This window comes from Microcoleus sp. D3_18_C2, from assembly GCF_036702395.1.
GTDB lineage: Bacteria > Cyanobacteriota > Cyanobacteriia > Cyanobacteriales > Microcoleaceae > Microcoleus.
Map to the genome: position 1 here is coordinate 239233 of NZ_JAUBTG010000001.1, position 23291 is coordinate 262523.

General features: G+C 45.6%; 19 protein-coding genes and 1 pseudogene. 8 read left to right on the forward strand and 12 right to left on the reverse strand.

The window, feature by feature from the left end; translation table 11 throughout:
• Positions 1-66: 66 nt before the first annotated feature.
• Together rimM and QUA88_RS00905 are read right to left on the reverse strand one after the other, a co-directional pair.
• Entirely contained in the window at positions 67-708 is a 642-nt protein-coding gene (gene rimM / locus QUA88_RS00900; RefSeq protein ID WP_333056199.1) for a ribosome maturation factor RimM, read from the reverse strand.
• Between the two features lie 141 nt (positions 709-849).
• Positions 850-1482: a response regulator transcription factor gene (locus QUA88_RS00905; protein WP_333056177.1), complete on the reverse strand. Its 633-nt coding sequence runs from the start codon at positions 1480-1482 to the stop codon at positions 850-852.
• A 25-nt stretch (positions 1483-1507) separates the two neighbouring features.
• Here QUA88_RS00905 and QUA88_RS00910 point away from each other — a divergent pair, with 25 nt between their 5' ends.
• The gene (locus QUA88_RS00910; RefSeq protein ID WP_333056176.1) at positions 1508-1636 is read left to right on the forward strand and encodes a hypothetical protein; all 129 of its coding nucleotides are present in this window, start codon (positions 1508-1510) and stop codon (positions 1634-1636) included.
• Between the two features lie 59 nt (positions 1637-1695).
• Here QUA88_RS00910 and QUA88_RS00915 read toward each other — a convergent pair whose 3' ends face one another.
• Entirely contained in the window at positions 1696-2949 is a 1254-nt protein-coding gene (locus tag QUA88_RS00915; protein WP_333261829.1) for a molybdopterin-binding protein, read from the reverse strand.
• A 117-nt stretch (positions 2950-3066) separates the two neighbouring features.
• Here QUA88_RS00915 and QUA88_RS00920 point away from each other — a divergent pair, with 117 nt between their 5' ends.
• The 3 genes from QUA88_RS00920 (at position 3067) to cobO (ending at position 5117) form a co-directional block, all read left to right on the forward strand.
• Positions 3067-3684, forward strand: coding sequence for a hypothetical protein (locus QUA88_RS00920; RefSeq protein WP_333269757.1), 618 nt, complete (start codon positions 3067-3069; stop codon positions 3682-3684).
• A 159-nt stretch (positions 3685-3843) separates the two neighbouring features.
• Positions 3844-4422 carry a Uma2 family endonuclease gene (locus QUA88_RS00925; protein ID WP_333261835.1) on the forward strand — a complete coding sequence of 193 codons (579 nt, stop codon included), beginning with the start codon at positions 3844-3846 and terminating at the stop codon, positions 4420-4422.
• A gap of 59 nt (positions 4423-4481) precedes the next feature.
• A complete protein-coding gene (cobO, locus tag QUA88_RS00930; RefSeq protein ID WP_333103560.1) occupies positions 4482-5117 on the forward strand; it encodes a cob(I)yrinic acid a,c-diamide adenosyltransferase in 636 nt (211 codons plus the stop codon).
• A 271-nt stretch (positions 5118-5388) separates the two neighbouring features.
• Here the strand turns inward: cobO and QUA88_RS00935 are convergent, their stop codons facing one another.
• The 7 genes from QUA88_RS00935 to ribBA form a co-directional block, all read right to left on the reverse strand.
• On the reverse strand, positions 5389-7926 hold the full coding sequence (locus tag QUA88_RS00935; RefSeq protein ID WP_333056171.1) for a CHASE4 domain-containing protein: 2538 nt from the start codon (positions 7924-7926) through the stop codon (positions 5389-5391).
• A gap of 333 nt (positions 7927-8259) precedes the next feature.
• On the reverse strand, positions 8260-8757 hold the full coding sequence (locus tag QUA88_RS00940; RefSeq protein WP_333056170.1) for a hypothetical protein: 498 nt from the start codon (positions 8755-8757) through the stop codon (positions 8260-8262).
• 541 nt (positions 8758-9298) lie between these two features.
• Positions 9299-10303, reverse strand: a complete 1005-nt coding sequence (locus tag QUA88_RS00945; RefSeq protein ID WP_333056169.1) for an RNA polymerase sigma factor, RpoD/SigA family — start codon at positions 10301-10303, stop codon at positions 9299-9301.
• Between the two features lie 877 nt (positions 10304-11180).
• Positions 11181-12914, reverse strand: coding sequence for an ATP-binding protein (locus QUA88_RS00950; RefSeq protein ID WP_333056166.1), 1734 nt, complete (start codon positions 12912-12914; stop codon positions 11181-11183).
• 98 nt (positions 12915-13012) lie between these two features.
• The gene (locus QUA88_RS00955; protein WP_333056164.1) at positions 13013-14452 is read right to left on the reverse strand and encodes a pentapeptide repeat-containing protein; all 1440 of its coding nucleotides are present in this window, start codon (positions 14450-14452) and stop codon (positions 13013-13015) included.
• A gap of 48 nt (positions 14453-14500) precedes the next feature.
• Positions 14501-14842, reverse strand: a complete 342-nt coding sequence (locus QUA88_RS00960; protein ID WP_333056163.1) for an HAD domain-containing protein — start codon at positions 14840-14842, stop codon at positions 14501-14503.
• An 819-nt stretch (positions 14843-15661) separates the two neighbouring features.
• Complete coding sequence (gene ribBA, locus QUA88_RS00965; RefSeq protein ID WP_333208471.1) at positions 15662-17353, reverse strand: bifunctional 3,4-dihydroxy-2-butanone-4-phosphate synthase/GTP cyclohydrolase II; 1692 nt, start codon at positions 17351-17353, stop codon at positions 15662-15664.
• 296 nt (positions 17354-17649) lie between these two features.
• Here ribBA and QUA88_RS00970 point away from each other — a divergent pair.
• Positions 17650-18102: pseudogene (locus QUA88_RS00970) on the forward strand (site-specific DNA-methyltransferase); the annotation flags it as partial.
• Positions 18103-18241: 139 nt separating this feature from the next.
• Positions 18242-19594, forward strand: a complete 1353-nt coding sequence (locus QUA88_RS00975) for a DUF4339 domain-containing protein (protein ID WP_333269762.1) — start codon at positions 18242-18244, stop codon at positions 19592-19594.
• 322 nt (positions 19595-19916) lie between these two features.
• Here the strand turns inward: QUA88_RS00975 and QUA88_RS00980 are convergent, their stop codons facing one another.
• Complete coding sequence (locus QUA88_RS00980; protein WP_333056160.1) at positions 19917-20069, reverse strand: hypothetical protein; 153 nt, start codon at positions 20067-20069, stop codon at positions 19917-19919.
• 109 nt (positions 20070-20178) lie between these two features.
• Between QUA88_RS00980 and QUA88_RS00985 the strand changes: the two genes are divergently transcribed.
• Together QUA88_RS00985 and QUA88_RS00990 are read left to right on the forward strand one after the other, a co-directional pair.
• Complete coding sequence (locus QUA88_RS00985) at positions 20179-20496, forward strand: RNA-binding protein (protein WP_333208470.1); 318 nt, start codon at positions 20179-20181, stop codon at positions 20494-20496.
• A gap of 535 nt (positions 20497-21031) precedes the next feature.
• Positions 21032-21643 carry a hypothetical protein gene (locus tag QUA88_RS00990; RefSeq protein ID WP_333232612.1) on the forward strand — a complete coding sequence of 204 codons (612 nt, stop codon included), beginning with the start codon at positions 21032-21034 and terminating at the stop codon, positions 21641-21643.
• Between the two features lie 254 nt (positions 21644-21897).
• Here QUA88_RS00990 and egtD read toward each other — a convergent pair whose 3' ends face one another.
• The gene (egtD, locus tag QUA88_RS00995) at positions 21898-22944 is read right to left on the reverse strand and encodes an L-histidine N(alpha)-methyltransferase (RefSeq protein WP_333269765.1); all 1047 of its coding nucleotides are present in this window, start codon (positions 22942-22944) and stop codon (positions 21898-21900) included.
• Between the last annotated feature and the right edge of the window lie 347 nt (positions 22945-23291).

Sequence of the window (23291 nt, forward strand, 5' to 3'; positions counted from 1 at the left end):
TGGGAATTGGGGATTGGGCATTGTTAATAACTAATATCATATCCGGTCGAGCGACCGGACATGATATTATTCCAACAAACCAGGAGGAGGCACAATTTCAATTCTGCCTTGTTCTAAGTCAACCACTGGCACAATCTCTTCCACAAAAGGAATCAATATTTTTGTGGATTTAGGCTCTTTAACACGAATTTTCCGTGGTTTGCGGGTATTTCTGGGGTCAGCGTTTGCTTGGGGAGTTTCAGGCTGTTTTGGCTTTTCTAATTCTGCGGCGACAGTTTCCGGCGCAGTTAGATTCGTTTCTACTTCTAAAAGGTCGTTACCTGCGGGAATAATATCACTTACCTTGCCTAGGATTTCCCCGGTTAACTGGTTAAAAACTTCCATACCGATCAAATCTTGGACGTAAAACTCATCAGATTCGAGGTAAGGTCGATCGGTCTTTTCAACAAACAACTTACAGCCCCGCAGCGCCTCAGCACTATCGCGGTCTTCCACACCCTCTACCTCTACAGCATACAGCCCTTTGCCCGGAATATAGCGACCGCCCAAAAACTCGATCGGTTCCGGTTCACTTTTGTTAGGGCGCAAAATCCACCGCTTCCCCGGTTCGATAAACCTTTCCGGGAAATCAGAATCGGGATAGACTCGCACTTCCCCGTCCAAACCTTGAGCTGCTACAATTTTACCGATTTCTATCCATTCAGACATAAACTTTTTGGGAATTGGGAATTGGGAATTGGCAATTGGGAATTGGGAATTGGGCATGGGGCATTGGTAGCAGAAAAGCCTTGGTAGCAAACAACAAATAACTAATGACTACTGACTAATGACTAATGACTACTTACTTCTTTACACCAATCCAGTTCTCAGCGCTACAACTGCGGCTTGCACGCGGTCATCCACTGCCAACTTATTCATAATACCGCGAACGTGAGTTTTAATAGTATTTGGACTCAAGTAAAGCGCCGCTGCTATCTCAGGATTGCTGTTACCTTCCACCATTAATTTTAACACCTCCAATTCCCGCTGCGACAACTGACCAAAAGTAGTTGTAGAGGCAGGTATGGGGGGTTTGAGGTGTTCGATGACAGTCCGGGCAATTTGAGGGTCAAGATATGTAGCCCCCTCTGCGGCGGCTGCAATCGCTGCTAACAGCCTGTCTACAGAAGCACCTTTAATGCAATAAGCATCAGCCCCGCTAGAAAGGGCAGCAATAATTTCAGTTTCTGCCGTGTGAGAAGTTAACATTACTACTCTAACTTCTGGCAATTGTGCTTTAATTTGCTGCGTCGCTGCTATGCCGTCGAGCCGTGGCAAACCTATATCCATCACAATGATATCAGGTTTGAGTTTCAGTGCTGCTGCTACGCCTAAATAGCCGTCTTCTGCTTGTCCTACTATTTCTATGTCTGGGGAATCGGCTAAAACTTGCTCTAATCCCAGTTGCATCATCGGGTCATCTTCAACAATTAAAATTTTCATAATACGAAGAAAGTTCGGCAACGGATTGTGTAACGGATGTAACGGATGTCAGGAAGAAGGAAGTTCGGCAACGGATTGTGTAACGGATGTAACGGATGTAACGGATGTAACGGATGTCAGTCCGATGTCCGTCGGAAGAAGGAAGATTACTTAGTTGTTAATATTTTACATGAACTTATACCGAACCAATAACCAATAACCAATAACCACTAACTACTGACTAACTTTTAAAACCTCCACGAATTCGCCCGGTACAATCCAGGTGTCCCCTGGTGGCAAAACTGCTAAACCACTCGTATTTGCGAGATTAATTAAATTAGCTGAATTTTGGGTGCCGCTAGCAGGTTCAAATTCCCAGACTCCGGCAACTAAATGTAGTTTACCCCAAACATAAGTTTCGCGTCTGCCGTGCGATCGCAATTCAGCATTACACCTAGCTTTGACAAACTCCGGCCCCCAAGCATCCGGGCCAAGCCCAGACATCTTTCTCAAAGCAGGCACAACAAACCGCCAACAGCAGACTAAAGCCGAAACCGGATTTCCCGGCAAACCAAAATAGAGACTATCCGAATTTTTTTCACCTCGTTTAAACTCAGCAACCGTTAAAGGTTTCCCCGGCTTAATAGCCACAGAACTAATGTGAACTTTTCCTCCCAAATCCGCCAAAATTTTCTCGACATAATCGTAGTCTCCTACCGAGACGCCCCCCGTAGAAAGCACCACATCCGCCTTAGCAATAGCCCCGGATATCGCCTTGTTTAATGCATCTTCATTATCAGGAACAATGCCCAATCGAATCGGTTCAAATCCCATTTGTGCCAACAAAACTGTCAAAGCATACTGATTCGAGTCTACCAGTTTCCCCGGTGCCAAAGGTTCGTCAGGCGATACCAATTCGTCACCAGTAGAAAAAATTGCCACCCGCAGCCGCCGATAAACTGGAACTTGAATGCACTGGGCAGTTGCTAACACTGCCATTTCTGGGGCATTGATAACTGTACCGGGAGTTAGCAAAGTTGTTCCTGCTTGATAAAAAGCGCCTTTGTGCCTAACAAATGCTTGCGGTTTTTCAGGAGAAACTAAGATAAAAATGCGATCGCCCTCACGCCTTGTTTCTTCCTGCATTACCACCGTATCAGCACCCGCAGGCATCACGCCACCCGTAAAAATTCGCGCCGCTTGCCCCGATTTTACGGTATTTTGAGGCTGATATCCGGCTGGAATCTCTTCAACTACTTCGAGTACCACTGGTTTTTCGGCGCTACAGTTTTCCACATCAGCAAACCGCACCGCGTACCCATCCATTGCTGAATTATCCCAATAAGGAAAATCAAGGGAACCAGTGACGGCAGCAGCCAAAATGCGCCCCGATGCTGCCAGCAAGTCTACAGTTTCTACATCCCGCTGACTGTCGAGGGGTTGCACCAAATTTAGAACGATCGATTCTGCTTCTTTCACTGACAGCATGACTGTCTCCTTGTTTTGATAACACTCATGATTAAGTTTAGCAAAATATCCAGAGATATTGGTGATATAATTTTTTTTGATTTGGGCAGTAAACCTAATTTTTGGTGTTAATTGCTTATGACTATTTCTCGTTTGGTTGTTAGACTCAATTGTTTATCCTTATTTGTGGTGGCGATACTGATATTTTTCACTCAACTTTCCGGGTTAAAAGTCAGCGATTTATTCTTGCCGCCTTATTCTTATCCCCATCCCAATGTCGCTTTGTTAACTCGGACTTTTCAAGTTTTATGTTCTGTACCCGTCATTATTTGTACTTTCACCTATAAATTAGCTCAAAGTATTCAACCGCGCACTTCAGAAAATCGATTTATTCTGTTTTCGGCTTTGTTAACAGGTGGATTTTTACTAAATGAAATTTACAGAATTCATATATATATGGTAGCAGGGGGAATTCCTAAGCTCGGAGTAAGTCTTTTATACGCCGTGGTTTTGTCCTCCTACGGATGGTTTTTTCGGCGAGAACTACAGTTAACTCCCTACCAAATATTGTTAGCGGGTGTAGGCTTGTTGTTTTTTGCGATCGGCGTCGATGCCCTGCATATAAAAAACAAAATATTCTCCAGTTTACTAGAGGGACTACCTAAACTGTTTAGCGAAATCAACATTGCATTTTATTATTGGTATGTCTGTAAGTGTTTCCTCCAAAAAGCGTTTGATAAAACTATTAATAGCTAGTTATAAGGATGTGATATAATGAGCAAAAGTGCATAAAAAGATATCCATTAAATCCTCTTAACCCTTAATAATATTTACAGCATCTGCATCGCTCGGCATTGAGCCGCATTCATATACATAATCTGGCTTAAAAGTCCCAACGCATCCTGATAAAATACCATGATAGCAGTTACCATTAACTTCAACTCGATCGCCAAAATAACCGACGACCAATTTTATCAACTGTGTCGCGAAAACCCCGATGTCAAATTTGAACGCAACGCCGAAGGAGAAATAATCGTTATGCCACCCACAGGAGGAGAAACCGGAAATTACAATTCAGAAATTAATGCGGATTTTGTGATTTGGAACCGACAAACTAAACTGGGAATTTGTTTCGATTCTTCAACTTGCTTCAAACTGCCAAGCGGTGCCAACCGTTCTCCCGATGTCTCTTGGATTGAAAAATCAAGATGGGATGCACTCACTCCCGAACAAAAACAAAAATTCCCTCCCATTGCCCCGGATTTTGTCTTAGAGTTAATGTCGCCGACAGACAGCCTCAAAGATACTCAAGACAAAATGCAAGAATACATGAATAACCAAGTCAAATTAGGCTGGTTAATCAACCGCAAAACCCGGAGAGTCGAAATCTATCGCCAAGGACAAGAAATAGAAGTTTTGGAATGTCCAACAGAACTTTCAGGAGAAGATGTTTTGCCCGGTTTCGTGCTAAACTTGAAAACACTGTGGCAATAACTAGAGCTCCTGCATCTATCAGCGTTTATTTGCGTTCATCTGCGGTTAAAAAAAAATTAATGGAAACCAATACAGAAACTACTGCAACCACTGGCTTAACAGCCCAACAACACAAACAGAAAATGCAGCGCCGCCAAGAAGTGCAATCACAGCGAATCGCTAACTCTTCCAAAGAAAAAGGTTTAATTATAGTCAATACGGGTAACGGTAAAGGCAAAACTACGGCGGCTTTGGGCATGGTTGTGCGATCGCTCGGTCACGGATACCGCGTCGCCATAGTACAATTTATCAAAGGAGCTTGGGAACCCGCAGAAAAAGCCGTTTTTCAACTCTGGGAAAAACAGCTAGAATTTCACGCAATGGGAGAAGGCTTTACTTGGGACACGCAAGACCGCGATCGAGATATCGAAACAGCTCAAAAAGCCTGGGAAAAATCCCTAACTTTTATCTGCAATCCCGAATTTAAATTAGTTCTTCTAGATGAAGTTAATATAGCATTAAAACTAGGTTATTTGCAAGTAGAGCAAGTGCTTTCTGGGTTAGACCAAAAACCCGAAGAAACCCACATTATTTTAACAGGCAGAGGCGCCCCGCCCGCGCTAATCGAACGGGCCGACTTGGTGACAGAAATGACTTTAGTTAAGCATCCATTCCGAGAACAAGGGATTAAAGCTCAAGCAGGTATTGAGTATTAATGTTGTTGGTCTTCAAAAGTTTAGTCCTAATTAGCTAAAAGCTGATTGGGAGTGGACTGATATTATGTCCGGTCGATTACCCCCAATACGGTAGGGGATCCCCTCACGAAAAATATCTGCCAATAATTGACAATCTCAAAAACCCGCCCTTTTAATCGCGGTAACTCGATCGGACATGATATGAAGCCCTGACTACAAACCGTATTTATGTTGTTTCTAGTCAGGACTTTTTACCAAATCTAAAATCTAAAATCTAAAATCTAAAATCGAGCTATGCTGGCAACATCAGAGTAAAAGTTGACCCCTTGCCAAACTCGCTAGTCACAGTAATTTCTCCCCCCAGCATCTGAGAGTATTTCTGCGCTATTGCCAAACCCAAACCCGTTCCTCCGTACTTGCGGGTAGTCGAAGCATCCGCTTGCGTAAAAGGTTGAAATAACTTTTGTAGCTGTTCAGGAGTAATCCCAATCCCCGTATCAGTACAGTTAAAAATCAACTGTTCCGAATCCCAACTATTCTCGTCATTTTTAATTCTTTCAACGCTGAGTGTAACTGTTCCTTTATGAGTAAACTTAGCTGCATTACTGAGCAAATTAAACAAAATTTGAGTAAACTTAATTTGATCGGAATACAATTTGCCAATATTATTAGGACACTCCACATTCAGGCGATTAGTGTTTCGCAAAAATAGCGGTGCAACAGTTTTGGCTACATCTTGAACTGCCTCCGACACGTCAAAAGTTTCTAATTCAATTTCGGCGTGACCAGCTTCAATCTTCGACAAGTCCAGAATATCATTAATTAAGGAAAGTAAAAGCTGGCCTGAATTGTGAATTCTCTCCAAATCCGACACAAAATTTTCTTCGCCTAAATCAACAGCCTCTTCTTGCAGGATCTCGCTGTAACCGATAATCGCATTCAGAGGAGTTCGCAGTTCGTGGCTCATGTTAGCCAAAAACTGACTTTTAGCCAAATTAGCTGCTTCTGCTGCTTCCTTTGCCTTGTAGAGTTCTGCCTCGGCTTGCAAGCGGTCGGTCACATCGTGAGCCAGCACTAATTCAGCATTTCTGCTATCAAATACCAGAGCATAAGAAGTAATTTCTACATCAATAATTGTTCCGTCTTTTTTCTGGTGCTGCCACACACCTGCAAACTCAATACCGGCATCTACTTGGGATATATTTTCTAGCAATTTCGGCAGATATTGGGGGGGACGAATGTCCGCAACGGTCATGTTGAGAAATTCGTCGCGAGTGTAGCCGTAGTGTTGGATAGCAGCCTGATTGACGGCTATAAATTCCTGAGTTTCTAAATCGTAAACCCACATCGGATGGGGGTTATTTTTAAACAAAAGTCTGTAGCGTTCTTCCGAGGCTCGTAGTTCGGCTTCGGCTTGCTTACGCTCGGTAATGTCACGGACAACCGTGCAAATAATCTCGCGGCCACCGTAGGAAATCACGCTCCCGCTCACTTCTACATCCACGCAGGAACCGTCTCGGCGGCGGTAGAGAACTTCGCCAATTCTGAATTGTTTGTCCGTCAGCAGTAACTCGATATTGTTGTCAATTAGGTCTTTAGAGTAAGCGATGATATCGTAAATAGTTAGTTGCGAAATCGCATCAAGATTGTAATCTAGCAGGTCTCTAAACGCTGTATTGGCTTCCAAAAGGCGTTTGGTTTGAGCGTCCCACAGGAATATACAATCTGTAGCTTGCTCGACTACGGCTCGGTAGCGGGCTTTTTCCTCAAGTTGTTCGCTGTCGGCGATCGCGATCGCACTCAACATTCCGTTGATAGTATGGGCAAGGTCGGACAACTCGTCTTCCCCCGTCACCGGTAGTCGCACCGAGAGGTCTTGACTGCTGCTGACGCGGTTGACTGCTTTCGCTAAACCGCTCAACCGAGACAGCACCAGACGCTCTAGCAGTAGCAGAGTGCAGCCGATCAACCCAATTCCCACTAACGCTACAGACACCAGCAGGTACAGCAAACTAATTTGACCTTGCCGATATATTTCTCTGGGAATATCCACCCGCAATAGCAGCGCAGGTTGGTTGTAAATATCGCGGATCAGGGCGTAACCTGCGATCGAATCTTCGCTTAAAGGACGCACCAAAATCGGTTTTTTTTCCGACAGTTTCTCCCGCACTTGCTCAAAGTCTGCAGGCAACCTAGCCTCATTCACGCTGTGTACGATTAGCGGCAAGCGAGTAATTTTAGAAACCTTCGCAATGCCTGCAGCATCCAAATTGCGCCCGAAGATCAGCGTACCTCGGATCGGGCCGGTGCTTTTAGTCGTGAGAATAGGCCGAGAAGTAATCAGTATTGGCCCTGACGGTAGCAGCATGATACCAGCGAGGCTGCTTTTGGCGTTGGGGTGCTGCAACAGCGGGTCGCTTAGAGAAATACGCTGTTTTAATGCTTCTGGAACAGGAGTTAATTTCAGCTTTTCGCTGTCTAAACCTGTACCGTAAACTATTTTGCCAGAAGTATTGACAAATACGGCTATATTAACTCTTATATTAGCCAGCCCTTCTGGAATTAAATTGGAGTCAATGAATTCTGAGTTGCGGTTTTGGATAAAATCGTAGGTGTCGTCCCACGCAGACCAGTCGGCAAAGCGCGAGTTGAAGTCGTCGGCAGTTTGCCCGAACACGCTGAGCACTCCCTTGACAACCTGTGTGGCTTCTTGTTCCTCTGCTTTGATCAGGCTGCCCAAGAGGATACTTGAGGAGGCGACATACAGAATCCCAGTCAATCCAGCGATGGTAATGCCAATTATCGATAGTGTTTTCCGACGCAGTTTCATTTTGCCATGTGTGTGGTGTCCGTCCGAAGAAATTCTCAACTCAGGAGCAATTTTACTACTGTTTCCTGAAGCCTGACCGAAAGCAATTTGGTCCGGGCGCCCCCGATGTATCAGTGGGGTTGCTTTCTTCAAATCTCAAATCTCAAATCTCAAATCTCAAATCAAGAGCAATTTTACTACTGTTTCCTGAACCCTGACCGAAAGCAACTTGGTTCGGGGGCGCCCGATTTATCAGTGAGGTTGCTTTCTTCAATTCTAAAATCTCAAATCTCAAATCTAAAATCTAAAATCTAAAATCTAAAATCGATTGACTGGTGGCGCAGCGCGTGTTTCCTACTTTTCCCACACCTGCTCTTTGTGAGCTTCCGTGCAAAGACCCAAGATGCGATGATCGTTCTCGCTGATGGTAGAAATTGGGTAATACTGTTCCAGATTTACCGAGTAGGGAGAGCGACTGCCGTCGTAAGTGTCCACTACTGTTAAATTTAACTGAGTTCGATCGCCCGTGCCGTAAAAACAGTAAAAAGCAGACCGAGGTAGGTAAAAAGCGCCGACCACCTTACTCTGTCGCATTTCAAATACAAAATATTCTTGTTTAAGTTCCTCTGGCTTGCTCGACTGACCGTAGAGGTAAATGCCATCTGCTAAACCTGTGCTAGCTGTATCTGGGGGAGGGTTTGGGGGAGATTGCGAGCTTAAAACGCCGGATTTGATCTCCGAGTTGTGCGATCGGCCTGCGGGTAATGCGATGCTCAAGTTACCGGGCAACAGAGCAAGCACGATCGCGATCGCTTCTAAACTTCCTGTCAATATCAAATAAGTCAAAACCACTCCAGACCCCAAAATTTAAAATAACTGGTTCCAAGCGCCTCTTGTACCAGTTTCACCAAGATTGTAGAGAAACCGGGTACTTGGCTTAATGTTGGCTATTAACTTGAATGAACGATCGCCCGCCCGGTTCCTGAACTTAAATCTAAGATTAGTTTGGACAAATTTTGCCTCCGCCCCGATCGGGCGATCGACCCGTCAATCGATTGCGCGATTTTAGATTTTAGATTTTAGATTTTAGAATTGAACCATTGACTTGCGCGAGATAAATACGTTCGGCAAGTTTCTCGGATACAGGTTTTTTATTTCTGGACGGATGAATCACGTGGCGGGTATCCTGGATGCGGGAATTGTCAAATGATACCATTTTAGATTTGAGATTTTATATTAAAGAATTGAATAATTTGGCGTGACCTATTCCATAAGGGTTTGGAGCACCGGCCTACAGTCCATTCTTTTTTAACTGGTATAAAATTATCCTTCCCAGCAGGGCCAACACGAAAAAAAAAGTTGAGATTTTGAGAAATCTCAACTTTTTTAGTGACTAACTAGCCAAGTATTCTCGGACTTGAGATTGGCGGCGGCGCAGGTGGGCAAGGGCTTGATGTTCTAGCTGCCTCACCCGTTCCCGGCTGAGATTTAACCGTTCTCCGACTTTCGCCAGTGACATTTCAGTGCCGTCTTCCAAACCGAAGCGCAGAATTATTACATCTCGCTGCTGGGGGGTAAGTTCTGATATCAAAGTATCGAGGTCTTGCCGCAGCAATTCCGAGGTAATGTAGTTGTCTGGAGATGCAGTTTCGTCTTCTAAGAGTTCTTGCAGTTCGGTATCTTGGTTGTCTCCTACCCGCAAGTCCAAAGAAACTGGATGTCTTGCCATCAGCAGATATTCCCGAATTTGGGAAGGGTGCAGTTCCAAGGCCGCGGCAATTTCCCCAGGGGAGGGAGACCGGCCCAACTGCTGGGTGAGTTCCCGCTGCACTTTTTTGATTTTGTTGAGTTTTTCGGTGATGTGAATTGGCAATCGAATTGTGCGGGCGTGTTGGGCGATCGCGCGAGTAATTGCTTGCCGAATCCACCAGTAGGCGTATGTGGAAAATTTGTATCCCCGCATCGGGTCAAATTTTTCGACTCCTCGTTCTAAACCAAGGGTGCCTTCTTGAATTAAATCCAAGAATTCCATATTGCGTTTCTGGTATTTTTTGGCGATCGCCACTACTAGCCGCAAATTCGCTTCAATCATCTTTTGCTTGGCCCGCCGCCCTATGTGTAAGATGCGGCTAAGTTCAGGTTCGGTCAACTCCATTTCGGCGGCCCACTCTTGATCTGTCAGATCCCGCTGCCATTCTTTAGCAAGTGCTTGTTTTGCTTCGATTAATTTCATCATTTGCTGCACCTGCTTCCCGAAAACAATTTCTTCTTCTCGGGTTAGCAGGGGTACGCGACCGATCTCGTGCAGATAGGTACGAACCGTATCCGTTGAGGAGTATGGCCGGCTGCCCATGCGATCGGCTTTCACTGTTTTGTTTTTGGGGGTTGTGGTGGACATGGGTGAGTATTGCACTCCTTGTAACAACAGATAAAAAGTTGGTGATACCCTGTCCCACTTTTGCAAGTGGGATAAAGACTGCGACAAAGGGGATGTTTCCCCTCTTGTTTATCGGTGACGATCGGTAGAAGCTTTTTGTTTGGGATTGCTTTTGTGCTTGATTTCCAGTAATCGCCGTCGATTTTCGGTAGTTCGCTAGCTTTAACGGCTAGTTCAAGGCGAAGTGGAGCAAGAGTTTAGTTTTCTCAATATTATTCCCAATTTTGAGGATCGTAAAGAGTAAAAACCTCTGTCTTAAGGTCAAGATTCTACATTTTTCCTTAAGGTTTTGAATTCCCTGTTAGTTTTAACTGCAACTCAACTTAACAATACTCATGCAAACAGACTCATGCTATTCGAGGGCTTTGTTTTGCTCTCTGTTCCATCATCGCTTGAAATTTTCTCGCTGCCTAGATGGTGGGATGCGAGATAACCGAACTCGATCGCCGTATTAGATGCCAGTAACTGTTTAAAATATTTATTGACATTTTGATTTAAATATGCTAAGCAAATTCTGCTACGAGTAACGACAAGGTGTATAAAGGCTGGCTGTTGCCCTGTTTGACTTTCATTGTGCCCCTAGGCTCCATCATCTCCATCATGTTTAAGCTTAAGCAAATTTTGGGCCGTTAGGGATGAGGGGTAAGGGGGTGAAAGGGGAAAAGCTTCTGACTCAAAGCTGGGGCCTAATTTTTTGGACGTTCGATCGCAATTTCTAGTTTATAACTGAGGCAAAAATCAGATATTTCTGTCATTGCCAGCGATCGCCAATTGTTCGCAAAGACTAATTTACAGTAACATTTGCCTAAGTTCTGTAAGGAATCTAGCAGTTGTCAATCTAAAATCCTAAATCCATTTTAGCAGATTCTGCCTCGGCAAATACTTGTTCATCGGGCATTTCTTGCCAGTCAATATCCCCAATTTCTCTGTAGAATTGCTCGTCGTAAGGACGAGTTTGCACGACTACGGGCATCGGTACGGCGTGGCCCAAAACTAATGCTTGCTGTTTGGAGTCGAGTTTTGCCAAAACCGATCGCAAACTCTGCCCTCCCGAAACGCCGGTAAAAATAGCATCGATGTCTTTATCATCGTTTAGCAAGGCTGTGATGCGTGTTCCGACTTGCGACATGACTTCCGCGTCGATTCCTGACGGGCGCTGGTCTACAATCAGCAGGGTGACGAAGTATTTTCGCATTTCTCTGGCAATTGTACCGAAAATAGTCGATCGCACGATCGCCGGATCGAGAAAGCGGTGAGCTTCCTCAATGGTAATCACCAAGGGCTGCGGGCGATCGCACGGATTTTTACTCTGCAAAAACTTCTCAGCTTTGCGTACATAAGCTTCGTGAATGCGGCGAGTAATCACATTTGCCGCTAACATATAGGACAGCAAATCCGAGTGCGAACCGAACTCAATTACTACATTCTTCCCACCATCTAAACACTGCAAAACTTCAGTTACATAATTTTTGGGACAGCGTTTCCGAATGTATTTCAAATCGTTTAAACGCTCTAATTTCCGCTGCAAAGCCATAATCGAAGACTTATTTCCCCGCTTTTCTTCGCAAAACCTTGAAATATCTTCATTGCTCATTTCCAGCAACTTGTTGATCCAACCGCTACCCAACTCGTTTCGCAAAATGATCGCATTTTCGATACTAGCTTCCGACAAATTCAACTCTCTCTGTACGAGGGAGATATCTTCCACTTCAATTTGATCGAAACTCAAAAACAACTCTTGAGCGTCGCGGACTCCCCGGCGTTTTGTCGATTCTGGATCGAGGGTATAAATCTGCATTTTATCGGGAAATAACTGCCGCAAACCTTTAACAGTGCTGAACTGTTTCCCTTCCGAAACAGCTTCCCACCCGTACTCCGAGTGCATATCAAAAATTAAATTAACAGCAGCTTGCTTGCGAATAATTCCCGACAATAGCAAGCGCGTCAGAAAAGATTTTCCCGTTCCCGACTTCCCAAAAACGCCGTTGCTGCGTTCCACAAATCGATCTAAATCCAAGCACACAGCAACGTCCATGTCAATCGGTTTGCCGATCGCAAAATTGCGGCGATACGGGTCATCTTCCCAGCCAAAAACTGCCCGAAAATCACTTTCTTTGGCATCAAACACCTGCGAAAAGTGGCTGGGAATAGTTTTGACCGGCAGCAACTCAATATCCGCGCCCGTTTGTGACTCAAAAGAAGCCAAATTTCCTAACGCCAGCTTATTCTCGCGAACTGGGCCGTTTTTCGTCGGGTCGAAAATTGCCTGCTGTTTTTCTCTCTCAGCAGTCAACATCAACATCGGCGACAGTTCGATCGTACCGTAGGTGCTGCTACCTGCTAGCACTGCGAGCAGAAAATCGTCGTCGGGATTGGGAGGATTCGATAAAATGCGGGCGCTAGAAGTTCCCAGAGATACGTCGGTGAGCATACAGAAAAAGTGCGATCGCACCCCCCGCACAACTAGAAATTTCCCCACCCTCATATCTTCCACCGAAACATCGGCGTGCAGTCGCACTTCTAATCCCTTGCTCAGGGAACCTTGAATAACAGAGCCTAACGGTCGATCCATTTTAGATTTTAGATTTTAGATTTTCGATTGTTAATAATCGAGCAATTTTCGCGGGGCGAGTTTTGATTGTAGATTTTTGATTGTTAACAGTCAACTAATTACCATTCCGATTCTAGTGGCAATTCAAAAAAACTCGGACTCAGATCTAGATCTGTCAAATCCGTTTCGCTCAAATAAGCGTCGGTCAAAAATACCCCTTTTAAACTTGCGCCTTTGAGGTTAGTACCTTTCAGGTTAGCACCTCTGAGATTAACTCGGAATAAATGAGCATCGCTCAAGTCGGCCTCAGTTAAATCTGCTCCCTCCAAATTTACTCTCATCAAATCTGCTTTTCGGAGATCGGCTTCGTTTAACTTAGCGCCACTGAGGTCAGCTTTTGTCAAATCTACACCTCTTAAGTCTGCCCCGCTCAAGTTCGCGAACAGCAAAGTAGCTCCGGTGAAATCTGTCTCCCTCAAATCGGCATCCCTTAAATTAGCGCCACTGAGGTCAGCCCTTGTTAAGTCTACACCCCGGAGGTCAGCAGAACTCAAGTTTACTTGGTGTAAAATTGCGCCGCTTAAATCGGCTCCTCTTAAATCAGTTCCCTCCAAGTTTGCACCTTTGAGGTAAGCTTTTTTTAAGCTAGCTCTGCTGAGGTCTACATTTTTGAGATTGACCGAAGTTAAGTTAGAAGCGCTCAAATTAGCTCCGCTTAAATCTGACCCGTTTAAGTCGGCTCCGGTTAAATTTACCCCTTGCAGCGATACATTGGGAGCAATTAAATAAGCTCCGCCCAGACTGGGGTCGATACCTTCTGAAAACAAAGTCTGGTTGCTGTAAACAGCTTTCTCCAAAATCGTGCCGCTCAAACTAGCTTCCCTCAAGTCCGCTCCGCTGAGGTTGGCTCCTGCTAAGTTTGCCCGATCGAGTTTTGCACCAAATAAAATAGCTTTGTATAAGTTTGTCCGCCGCAAATCGGCTCCTTTTAAATCCGCTTCGGTCAAATCTACCATAGCCAGATTTAAGCCAGGGAGCGAAGCATTGGGAGCTAGCAAAAATGCTCCCATTGCACCCGGATCAATATCATCGGGAAAGATAGTCCGGTTGTTGTATACGGCCTTGTCTAAAATGGCGCCGCTCAACTGAGAACCGCGTAAATCCGCCCCACTGAGGTTGGCTCTGGTTAAGTTGGCTTCGTGGAGATTTGCTCCTACTAAATTAGCCTTGATCAAACTTGCTTGTTTGAGGTTGGCGCCCGTGAATTCGGCTCCTACGAGATTAGCTTCTCGGAGGACAGCACCAGTCAAATCAGCTCTAGTGAGGTTAGCTAAATTAAGAAATGATTCAGATAAATCCGCCCCGCTGAGATTAGCGCCTGTGAGATCGGCTTCAATCAGGTCTGCATACCTGAGCATAGCGCCGCTGAGGTTAGTTTCTCGGAGATCCGTGCCTCGGAGGTTGGCTCCCCGGAGTTCCGCACCGCCAAGGTTGGTGCCTTTAAGTGCTTGTCCCCTGAGATCGAGTCGGTGCAAAAAGTCACCAACGTTCATTTCCATGTCAAATTCACCCTCTCTATTCCGATACTTTTTTCCTAACCTTTGAAATTAAGTTAGATATTCTGAAAGTACCTTTGCTGAGTTCTGGTCAAAACCATTGTAATCATCAATAGCCACAACTGGTGCATCTGGCGGATAGTGTTCTGGAATATTGTCAATGGCTACCCAAGGTGAGTTTTGTGCTTGGTTTTCTCGAAGATACTCAAGAACTTCCTGGTGTCGTAAATATTTGTGTTGGTGAATATTTTTGGGGTTGAGAAAAGGGGTGAATCCGATAATACGGATAGCGATATCTGGTGAAAATAATGGAGGTATTACCTCGAAGGGGAATATTTCACGCCCGGATGATGAAATTACTACTCGCGCATGATAGATAGGAACGAAGGACATTCTCAAAGTGATTAAGGCAATCTGAATTGAATTTCATTCTGTCTGTTGGCAAGCTCGATGTTTCATGTCTTCTGTCAGGAATAAGTACACCATTAATGTCTGAAAAATGTAACATTAACTAAAAGTTAAGTTGAATAATTTATTAATTATTAATACTGCTTAATAATATAAATTTCCATCGACGATGCTCTCTCAAGTGCTCGCTGCATCGACTTGTTATATCATGTCCGATCGCTTGACCATAATATCTCGGTCGGGCGGGTTTTTGAGATGGTCAATTATGGGCCGATATTGGCAGGTTTACCCGCCCCTACCTGATTTCTGGTAATCGACCGGACATAATATTAGACGGCAATCAACATTGACCATAATATCTCGGCCGGGCGGGTTTTTGAGATGGTCAATTATGGGCCGATATTGGCAGGTTTACCCGCCCCTACCTGATTTCTGGTAATCGACCGGACATAATATTAGACGGCAATCAACATTGTTATTCACTGTTTTTATTGGTGGCTGCTTTCTGACGAAAGGAAGATGCTGATATCAACAAGTATTGTTCTGAAATTGACAGTTTTTCTTGGCTTCAGCCTTCCCCCCTGCTGGGGTAGGGGCAAGGCTGTTTCGGGGCAACCACGGGGAGTAGGGGTCGGATTGCCCCTACGGAAAATCAGGCTTTTGTAGGGGCGGTGCCAAGAGTGCCCGCCCCACCATAGACGAGCGGGTCGGGGTTTCAGATATCGGGGCAACCACAGGGGGATTGCCCCTACAAGAGAATGAAACTGCCCTGGGTAGGGGGGGGTTGGCTTCTACCTTCTGCCTTCAGGGAAGAGGAGCAAAACTGTAGATTTTTTGAGGTTCGAGCCGATCGCAAATTCCGGTTAATTCCGGCAAAACGAATGTCTCGCGATCGAGCTGGACTTGCAGGGTTTTGAGCGGATCTGCACCGGAGGAAACCATGAATTCTAATGTTTGCAAATTCGGCTCATTGCTGATTTCACCCAGAATTTGGCCGATCGCCTTGACGTAAGGATGGTTTACCTCCGAGTACCAGTCGGGGGCTGCGAGTCCGGCTTGATCGAAGCCCAGGTGAACGATGAGAGAGCCTTCTCCGAACAGGGCTATGCCCACCGGCCGCGCTTCTTCTTGCAGCAGCAAGTGCTGGTTAGCCGCCAAATGCCGCAGTTTTTCGAGGTGTTCGTACCGATTTTGAATGGCAGAATCTTCCTCTTTTCCTTCTGCTTTTTCGTTCCACTGAATCGCCACTGTTACTAAATAAGTTTGCAGTAGCATATGACCGAGTTTTTCGGCTTTTGTTGCCAGATAGATCGAGTTGTAATCTGTGGCTTCAATTAGTAAGGGGACGCGATCGGCTACTTCAATCCCGTAACCTTTCAACCCTGCAATTTTGCGCGGGTTGTTGGTAATCAAGCGAATTTTTTGAACTCCCAAATCGTTGAGCATTTGTGCTCCGACGCCGTAGTTCCGCAAGTCGGCGGGAAATCCTAACCGTTCGTTGGCTTCGACTGTATCGAATCCCAAATCTTGCAGCGAGTAAGCTTTTAGTTTATTTACCAATCCAATGCCCCTACCTTCTTGGCGCAAGTAAACTATGACGCCAGAACCGACATTTTCGATCATTTTCAGTGCCGCTTGCAGTTGCATCCGGCAGTCGCAGCGCAGGGAACCCAAAGCATCGCCGGTCAGGCATTCGGAATGCACCCGCACCATCACGGGTTTGTCTTTAAATTCTGCCGGGTCGCCCTTGACAATAGCAACGTGTTCTGAGTTGTCTTGGGTGTCGCGGTAGGCGTAAATCATAAACTCGCCGAATTGAGTGGGCAATTTGGCGACGGTTTCGCGGCGGACGAATCGATCGTGCTTGAGTCGGTAGCTAATTAAGTCAGCAATACTGATTATTTTAAGGTTGTGGGTTTTGGCGTACTCGATTAATTCGGGCAATCTCGCCATCGAACCGTCGGGGTTTTGAATTTCGCAGATGACGCCGCTGGGATACAAGCCAGCGAGTCTGGCGAGGTCAACCGAGGCCTCGGTGTGACCGGCGCGTTTGAGGACGCCACCGTCGATCGCCCGCAGGGGGAAAATGTGACCGGGACGGCGCAAGTCTTGAGGTTTGGTGTCCGGGTGGATGGCGACTTGGATGGTGCGTGCCCGGTCTTCGGCGGAGATACCGGTACTGACGCCGTTGACTGCATCGATGCTGACGGTGAAGGCAGTTTGGTTGTTGTCAGTGTTTTTGCTGACCATGAGGGGCAGTTCCAGGCGATCGAGCCTTTCGCCGCTCAATGCCAGACAAATCAAACCCCGCGCGTTCACGGCCATAAAATTGATGTTGTCGGGGGTGGCGAATTGGGCGGCACATATCACATCGCCTTCGTTTTCGCGATTTTCGTCATCGACTACTACCAGGGGGCGACCTGCTTTGAGGTCTACGAGGGCGCTGTCAATTGAGTCAAATTGAAAGGATTGAGTTGAGGTGTTGTTATTTGTCACTGAGCAGTTCAATCTATAAACAGTAATGTTATGGAAATAGAATCTATTTGTGATTGTAACCTTTTGTATCCGGCAGGGCGATCGGCCAATCCAGATGAGTTTGACAATATTTCTCAAGTCACTTACTATAATTATTGCATCTTGTCAACAAAATCTCTCCCCAATATTTCATGAGCTTGACTGAGATCGCGAATATTTTAGGTAAACCGTACTTCCAAGCTCCTAATTGCCTAATTTATCTGATTCAAAAAGTTGTCTGGAACTAAGGCGCGGGAGTTGCGGGCTGCAAGTTCTTTTCACCCCGCAATGAAAAGTTTCTCTGGTATGTGAAAAATCAAGACAAGTATACATTTAATTTGGATGAAGTGCGCGACCCAAATGTGAAATATCCGAATCAGAAAAAGAACGGCAAGATTAAAGTAAACTTAAAAGGCAAAAATCCGACGGATGTTTGGCAGTTCCCAAAAGTTACGTCGGGGAAAAACCGAGCTTCAAAAGAACGTACGCCTCACCCCGCTAAATTTCCTGTTGCTGTTGTCGATCGCATCATCAAGTCGGCATCGAATTTAAACGACATTGTTTTAGATCCGTTTATGGGTTCCGAGACTACAGCAATTGTGGATCGGGGTTTGCAGCGACAAGTTATTGGATTTGAAATTAGGGCTGATTACTGTCAGATTGTCGCTAGTAGAATAGATGATTTTTTGATGGACAAGGAACTCAGAGAAGCACAGTTATCTTTATTCTAAAGTTGGTAAATTGCAGCAACTTAATTTAAATAGTCCCAGATCGGGCGATCGGTCTCAAGCGATCGGCGCTTAAGATCGCACAGCCCAGAACGATCGGCGCAATGGGACAATATTGATATCCCGTCAAATTATCCCAACCATGAATAATTGGCCGAAATTCCTCCCCGATCCTAGATCGTGCGCCAGAGGGTTTGCCTTAAGCATTAGCTTTTGGCTGATTGTTTCTTTACTGTGGCCCAATGCTTACTACTATTCCTACGGATTTAGCAGGACGTACTGGTACACCATCAGGAACTCTGACTGGGAATTCCCGATCATACTTGCTTGGTTTTGCCAAATCTGGTTATTTGCTTTCTATCACTGGGGGTTAACCAAGCTTGCAGAGTGGGTGGAAATTCGCCGACACAATCAGCAACCGCCGACTGTATCAGCTTGGCACCACTGGAGGGAAGGTATTATCGCATTTCTGACGCTACCTGCTGCGATTTTGATGGGAATTCCGCCGACTGCCTTTTTTATGCTGCCGATCAGAAGCTTTTCGGGCGCCCTCGTTGCTGTAATTCTAGGAAGTGCGATCGCCTCTGCTTACCTGTATCACTTCCGCTTTGCAAAACTGCTTAAAATTATTCTTAAATTCTTAGGGATTTTCTATGCATACCTTCTAAAGATACTTGAACTTTTTTTAGTTCCAGTATTAACTGGTACTCCGTTTTTTCTGCTAACTGTTGCGACGGCAGAAATCGTGCCAATACAGCTACTGCCGCTGACAACCTTTCTGTTAGTTATTTGCGTACTGCTAAGCGGGATAGTGGGATATGCAGCTTTGCAGTATTGGTCAGCGCATCTAGTTAATTGGGCCGCGACTTGGTGGCCCGCTGACTCTCCTGGTTACAGTCGCCTTCAATCCCGAAAAGCCTGGAAACACAACAAAACAGCAACCAGCCAATCTTTTGTTCGGCACACAACCAGTTGGCACTTAGCAGCTAACGACACTACCAACCTAATTTACCTAAACCTCATAGCGATCGTACTCGGTGCGATCGGTTTTCTGCTGTTTGGAGAGTCGAAAGAATGGTCAGAAACACAAGAAGATATTTTAGGATCTGCCGTGGCGCTAGTGTGGGTGGCGGTGTGGCATTTCTGGGGGTGGCCGCGCGAAGTAGAAATTGCTAGAGGTAAGCCGGAAGCTAAGAAAAAGCGATCGCCCAATTCTAACTCAGCGCCTCCCAATCCGGTAGAACAAGAGCTAAATCAGCTCAAAACCACAACTGGAATGAATCGGATGAAGTCAGTAAGACGATCGACCCAGCCAACTCCTGAAGTTGCTCAATGGTACGTCTTTCGCAGCGGTGAAGCCAAAGGGCCCTATACCAAATTGCAATTATGGGAAGTTCAGGAAATCACAGCCCGAACCAAAGTGCGGCGCGGGGAAGCCGAGTGGCAGCGCGCCGGTGAAATTCCAGAATTAGCGTCGTACCTCACTCAAAAATAAGACAGTACAAGTCACCGCACGTCGATCGGCGCTTAAGACGATCGCACTGCCCAGAAAGTAGCGCTATATCCCTTGATAATCTGGAAATAATCTGATAGTATATTAGCAAGTGGGGGTGGAACTACCTCACTATAAAAAGCCTTTGAAACAAAGGAAAAAGAAGCCTGCGGTCTAAATGTACTCAATTGACCGTCAGGTTTTTTCACTAACCGAATATTCAAGTCAATGTCTAAAGTAGTCGATGAACTTTGTCAGTTATAACTGAATCTCAGGCGCTGTTCTCAATCAGACCCAATCAACCTGGTAACAGGGACTAAAAATCTCAGATATCAGGTCGATCGCGCAGCAAGAAACCAAGTGGATGAGGCCAAGAGTGTAAGATGTCAGTTATCACGAATACTTTCTGTTGGCGATTGCCCGACGGCACCCAAAATTGAAAATTATGCCAGCCAATTGCTGATTCTGCTGGCTTCATGTTATAGTGGTTTTCCAAGAATTAAATTCGGTTGCGTAGTTTGTTGGTGTTTATTTACAAGCGTCTCTCCGAATCTAAGTCTCTGCACCCTAATGATTCTGGAGATTTTATGTCGATTTACGTGGGTAATCTTTCATATGAGGTAACATCAGACGACCTCAACGAAGTATTTGCCGAGTACGGTACTGTAAGCCGCGTCCAAGTGCCAGTGGACCGGGAAACAGGCAGGATGCGGGGTTTTGCTTTTGTGGAAATGGCAAGCGAGGCAGAAGAAGCAGCAGCCATCGCAGCTTTAGACGGTGCTGAGTGGATGGGCCGCGACTTGAAAGTCAACAAAGCCAAACCTCGCGAGAACAACAACAACAGACGCCCTTCGGGCGGCGGCGGCTGGGGCGACAACGATCGCCCTGCACGCGGACGCTACTAAACTTTGACAAGGAAAATTTGAGTTTTGGTAGTTGACGGCAGGTGCGAATGCTGCTTTTTTTTCGGGTTGTTCGATCGACCCATCGAATAAAACTCCCAAACCTCTGGCATCAGTTTTGCCCCCTCCTTCGAGGGGGCTTTGTTTTTGGCGAAAAATCCCGCGAGGTACGTCGGCGGTGCGGTTCCCAGTCTAGTTCGTGATTCGTACCCTCTTAAGGAGCGCGAATTAAATAACTTACAATTTTAACTGTTATTGTGGGATGGGCGTCCCGCCCGTCATGAGTGGACGGGCGGGACGCCCATCCCACAAACTTGTGGAAGTTATTTAATTCTCATTCCTAACTGCTTTTTTTAAGAGGCTGTCGGGATTTCGCGGCTCGACTCCTGTAAACTCTCACACTAGAATTAAGCAGCAAGAAAAGTTAGAATAACGGCAAAACTGAATATTGCCCAGAACAGCCAAACTATCTTTACCGAAGATTAGTCGAGAAAACCAGCCGAATATCAGCCAATATCTTGATTTTGCCTCAATAAAGATGTCCAAGGTCTACAGCACGGCGGAACTCATTAAAATCCTCGAAGAAGAGCGCCAAGCCTGCTTGTATGGGCGGCGTCTCAACTTGACTGAAACTCCTGCTACAGGCAACCCCGTGATTGACCGCTTTCTCAAGTCTGAGGGTGTTCAGAAGTTCACTGCTTATCAAAATTTTAAGGCGGCTGTGCACGAATACCAGCGGGAACATCAAGTTTCTGGGATTGTCTGGCGGGAAATGGCGGTTAAAGGCAATACTCTACGCTATCCGGCAGTGGATGACGAATTAATAGCTCTACCGGTTGATTTGATTACGTTGAAGGCAGCTAAGATTGCTATGTTGGAATTCTGGCAGCAGGTAACTGCGGGGATGGATTTGTATTTAAGCATTAACAGCGGGAAGGATTTTCGATCGATCGAGCCGGTTGATGTAGAAGCTATAGCCCAGCGCACAGAATGGGCCAATCTCTCCAAGTGGGAAAAGTTGGATTTTCTAGAAATTTTGTTGCAGTTGGGCTGGGGGAAGCCGGAGGAAGCTTATTATAAGCGGGGATGGCCAACCTCGGGCAGTGAGTACATTCACGCCGTCAAACCCGGACAGCGGCCGATTTGTTAATTGGTAATTAGTAATTGCTAAGGATCGCGAATTAAATAACTTACAATTTTAATTGTTATTGTGGAAGTTATTTAATTCTCATTCCTAAGAGGATATCCTGAATTCAGAACCATCGACAACACAGAAATTGAGGAGACGGCAGTGCCGTGTCCCTACCCCAAAACGTCGTAGCACGGGCGAGAACCCGACGCCATCGCCCGATTTGCAGGGACAGGGCAGTGCCGTGTCCTGACTGTGCGTAATATCTGAAGAACTCATTTATTAACATCAGAAATTTGACAAAGCATCAAGCCAAACCACTGATTTGGATCTGTCCAAACTTGCACCGGCATTAAACCACGCTGCGACAGTTCTTTTTTTACAGTAGTGAGATTGAACTTGCGCGATATTTCGCTGCGGATAGTTTCTCCCGCTGCAAATTCAACCGTTAAATTGAGAGAACGCAAGTGCACTGTTTGCGCTTTTTTACTTTTCAAGTGCATTTCAATTTGACATTCCTCTTGATTGTAAAAAGCCCAATGCTCGAACTGTGCTAAATCAAAATTTCCCTGATATTTTCGATTTAAATGTCGCAGCATATTCAAGTTAAATGCTGCCGTTACTCCTTGACTGTCATCGTAGGCAGGCTCTAAAATATCCTTAGATTTGTCCAAGTCAATTCCCAGCAAAAAATACTCTCCCGGCTGCAATGCACCGACAATTTGCGAGAAGAACAAATCGCATTCTTGAGCGTTGAGATTGCCGAGGGTACTGCCGAGAAAGCAAATCATTCGGGTTGGCAACGGCGACGGTGCAATTTTAGCTAAGGCTAATTCGTAAGTGCTGACAAGTCCGTGAATCTGGAGCGACGGATAATCTGCCAACAGTTGACAAGCGCTGCTTTCTAGGATAGTAGGACTGATGTCGATCGGCAAATAGTGCAGGGGATATTCCAGTTGACTGTAAGCATCGAGGAGAATCCGAGTTTTGGTTGAACTGCCGCTGCCGAGTTCGACGATTTCGCAGGGGCCAGTTAAATTTGCGATCGCCCCCGCGCATCCCTGCAAAATTGCCGTCTCAGTGCGTGTCAGGTAGTATTCCGGCAACTGGCAAATCAACTCAAACAGCTTCGATCCGCGATCGTCGTAGAAATACTTTGGAGGCAGGGATTTGGGGGTTTGAGTCAACCCGCTAACTGCATCGCTGCCAGCATTGATTTCTGCGGGTGTCGGTGCCGCAGCGCTCACCAGTCGCTCTAAGTGCAGCCGGTTTTCTTTTGTTGAGGCTGAGTTGGTTGTGTCGGACAGTCTTGGGGATTTCATAAAGTAATTTTTAGATGCACACATGGGTATAGCACGCAGTCGCGTTGCCAAATATCGCGATCAAGTCAGATTTTTCAGGTGACTCTCCGTTCTGTATTGTCTCACCCGATGGATCTCGCATCCACAATTAAAACTTAAAATTTATCCACAAAAATTATTGAATACTTAACCAAACTTGTTTTATTTGAGCTTGTCACATGGAAAAATGTTGGGAATTTTGCAAACAAATTTTGTCCCCAATTCCCTCTCCAGCCCTTTATCTGATGTTCGTCAAATAAGCTTTCTAAGGCAAGTATTAAGGAATTTGTTGATTTGAAAAATCCGCTGACTAAATTCCTTAATACGAA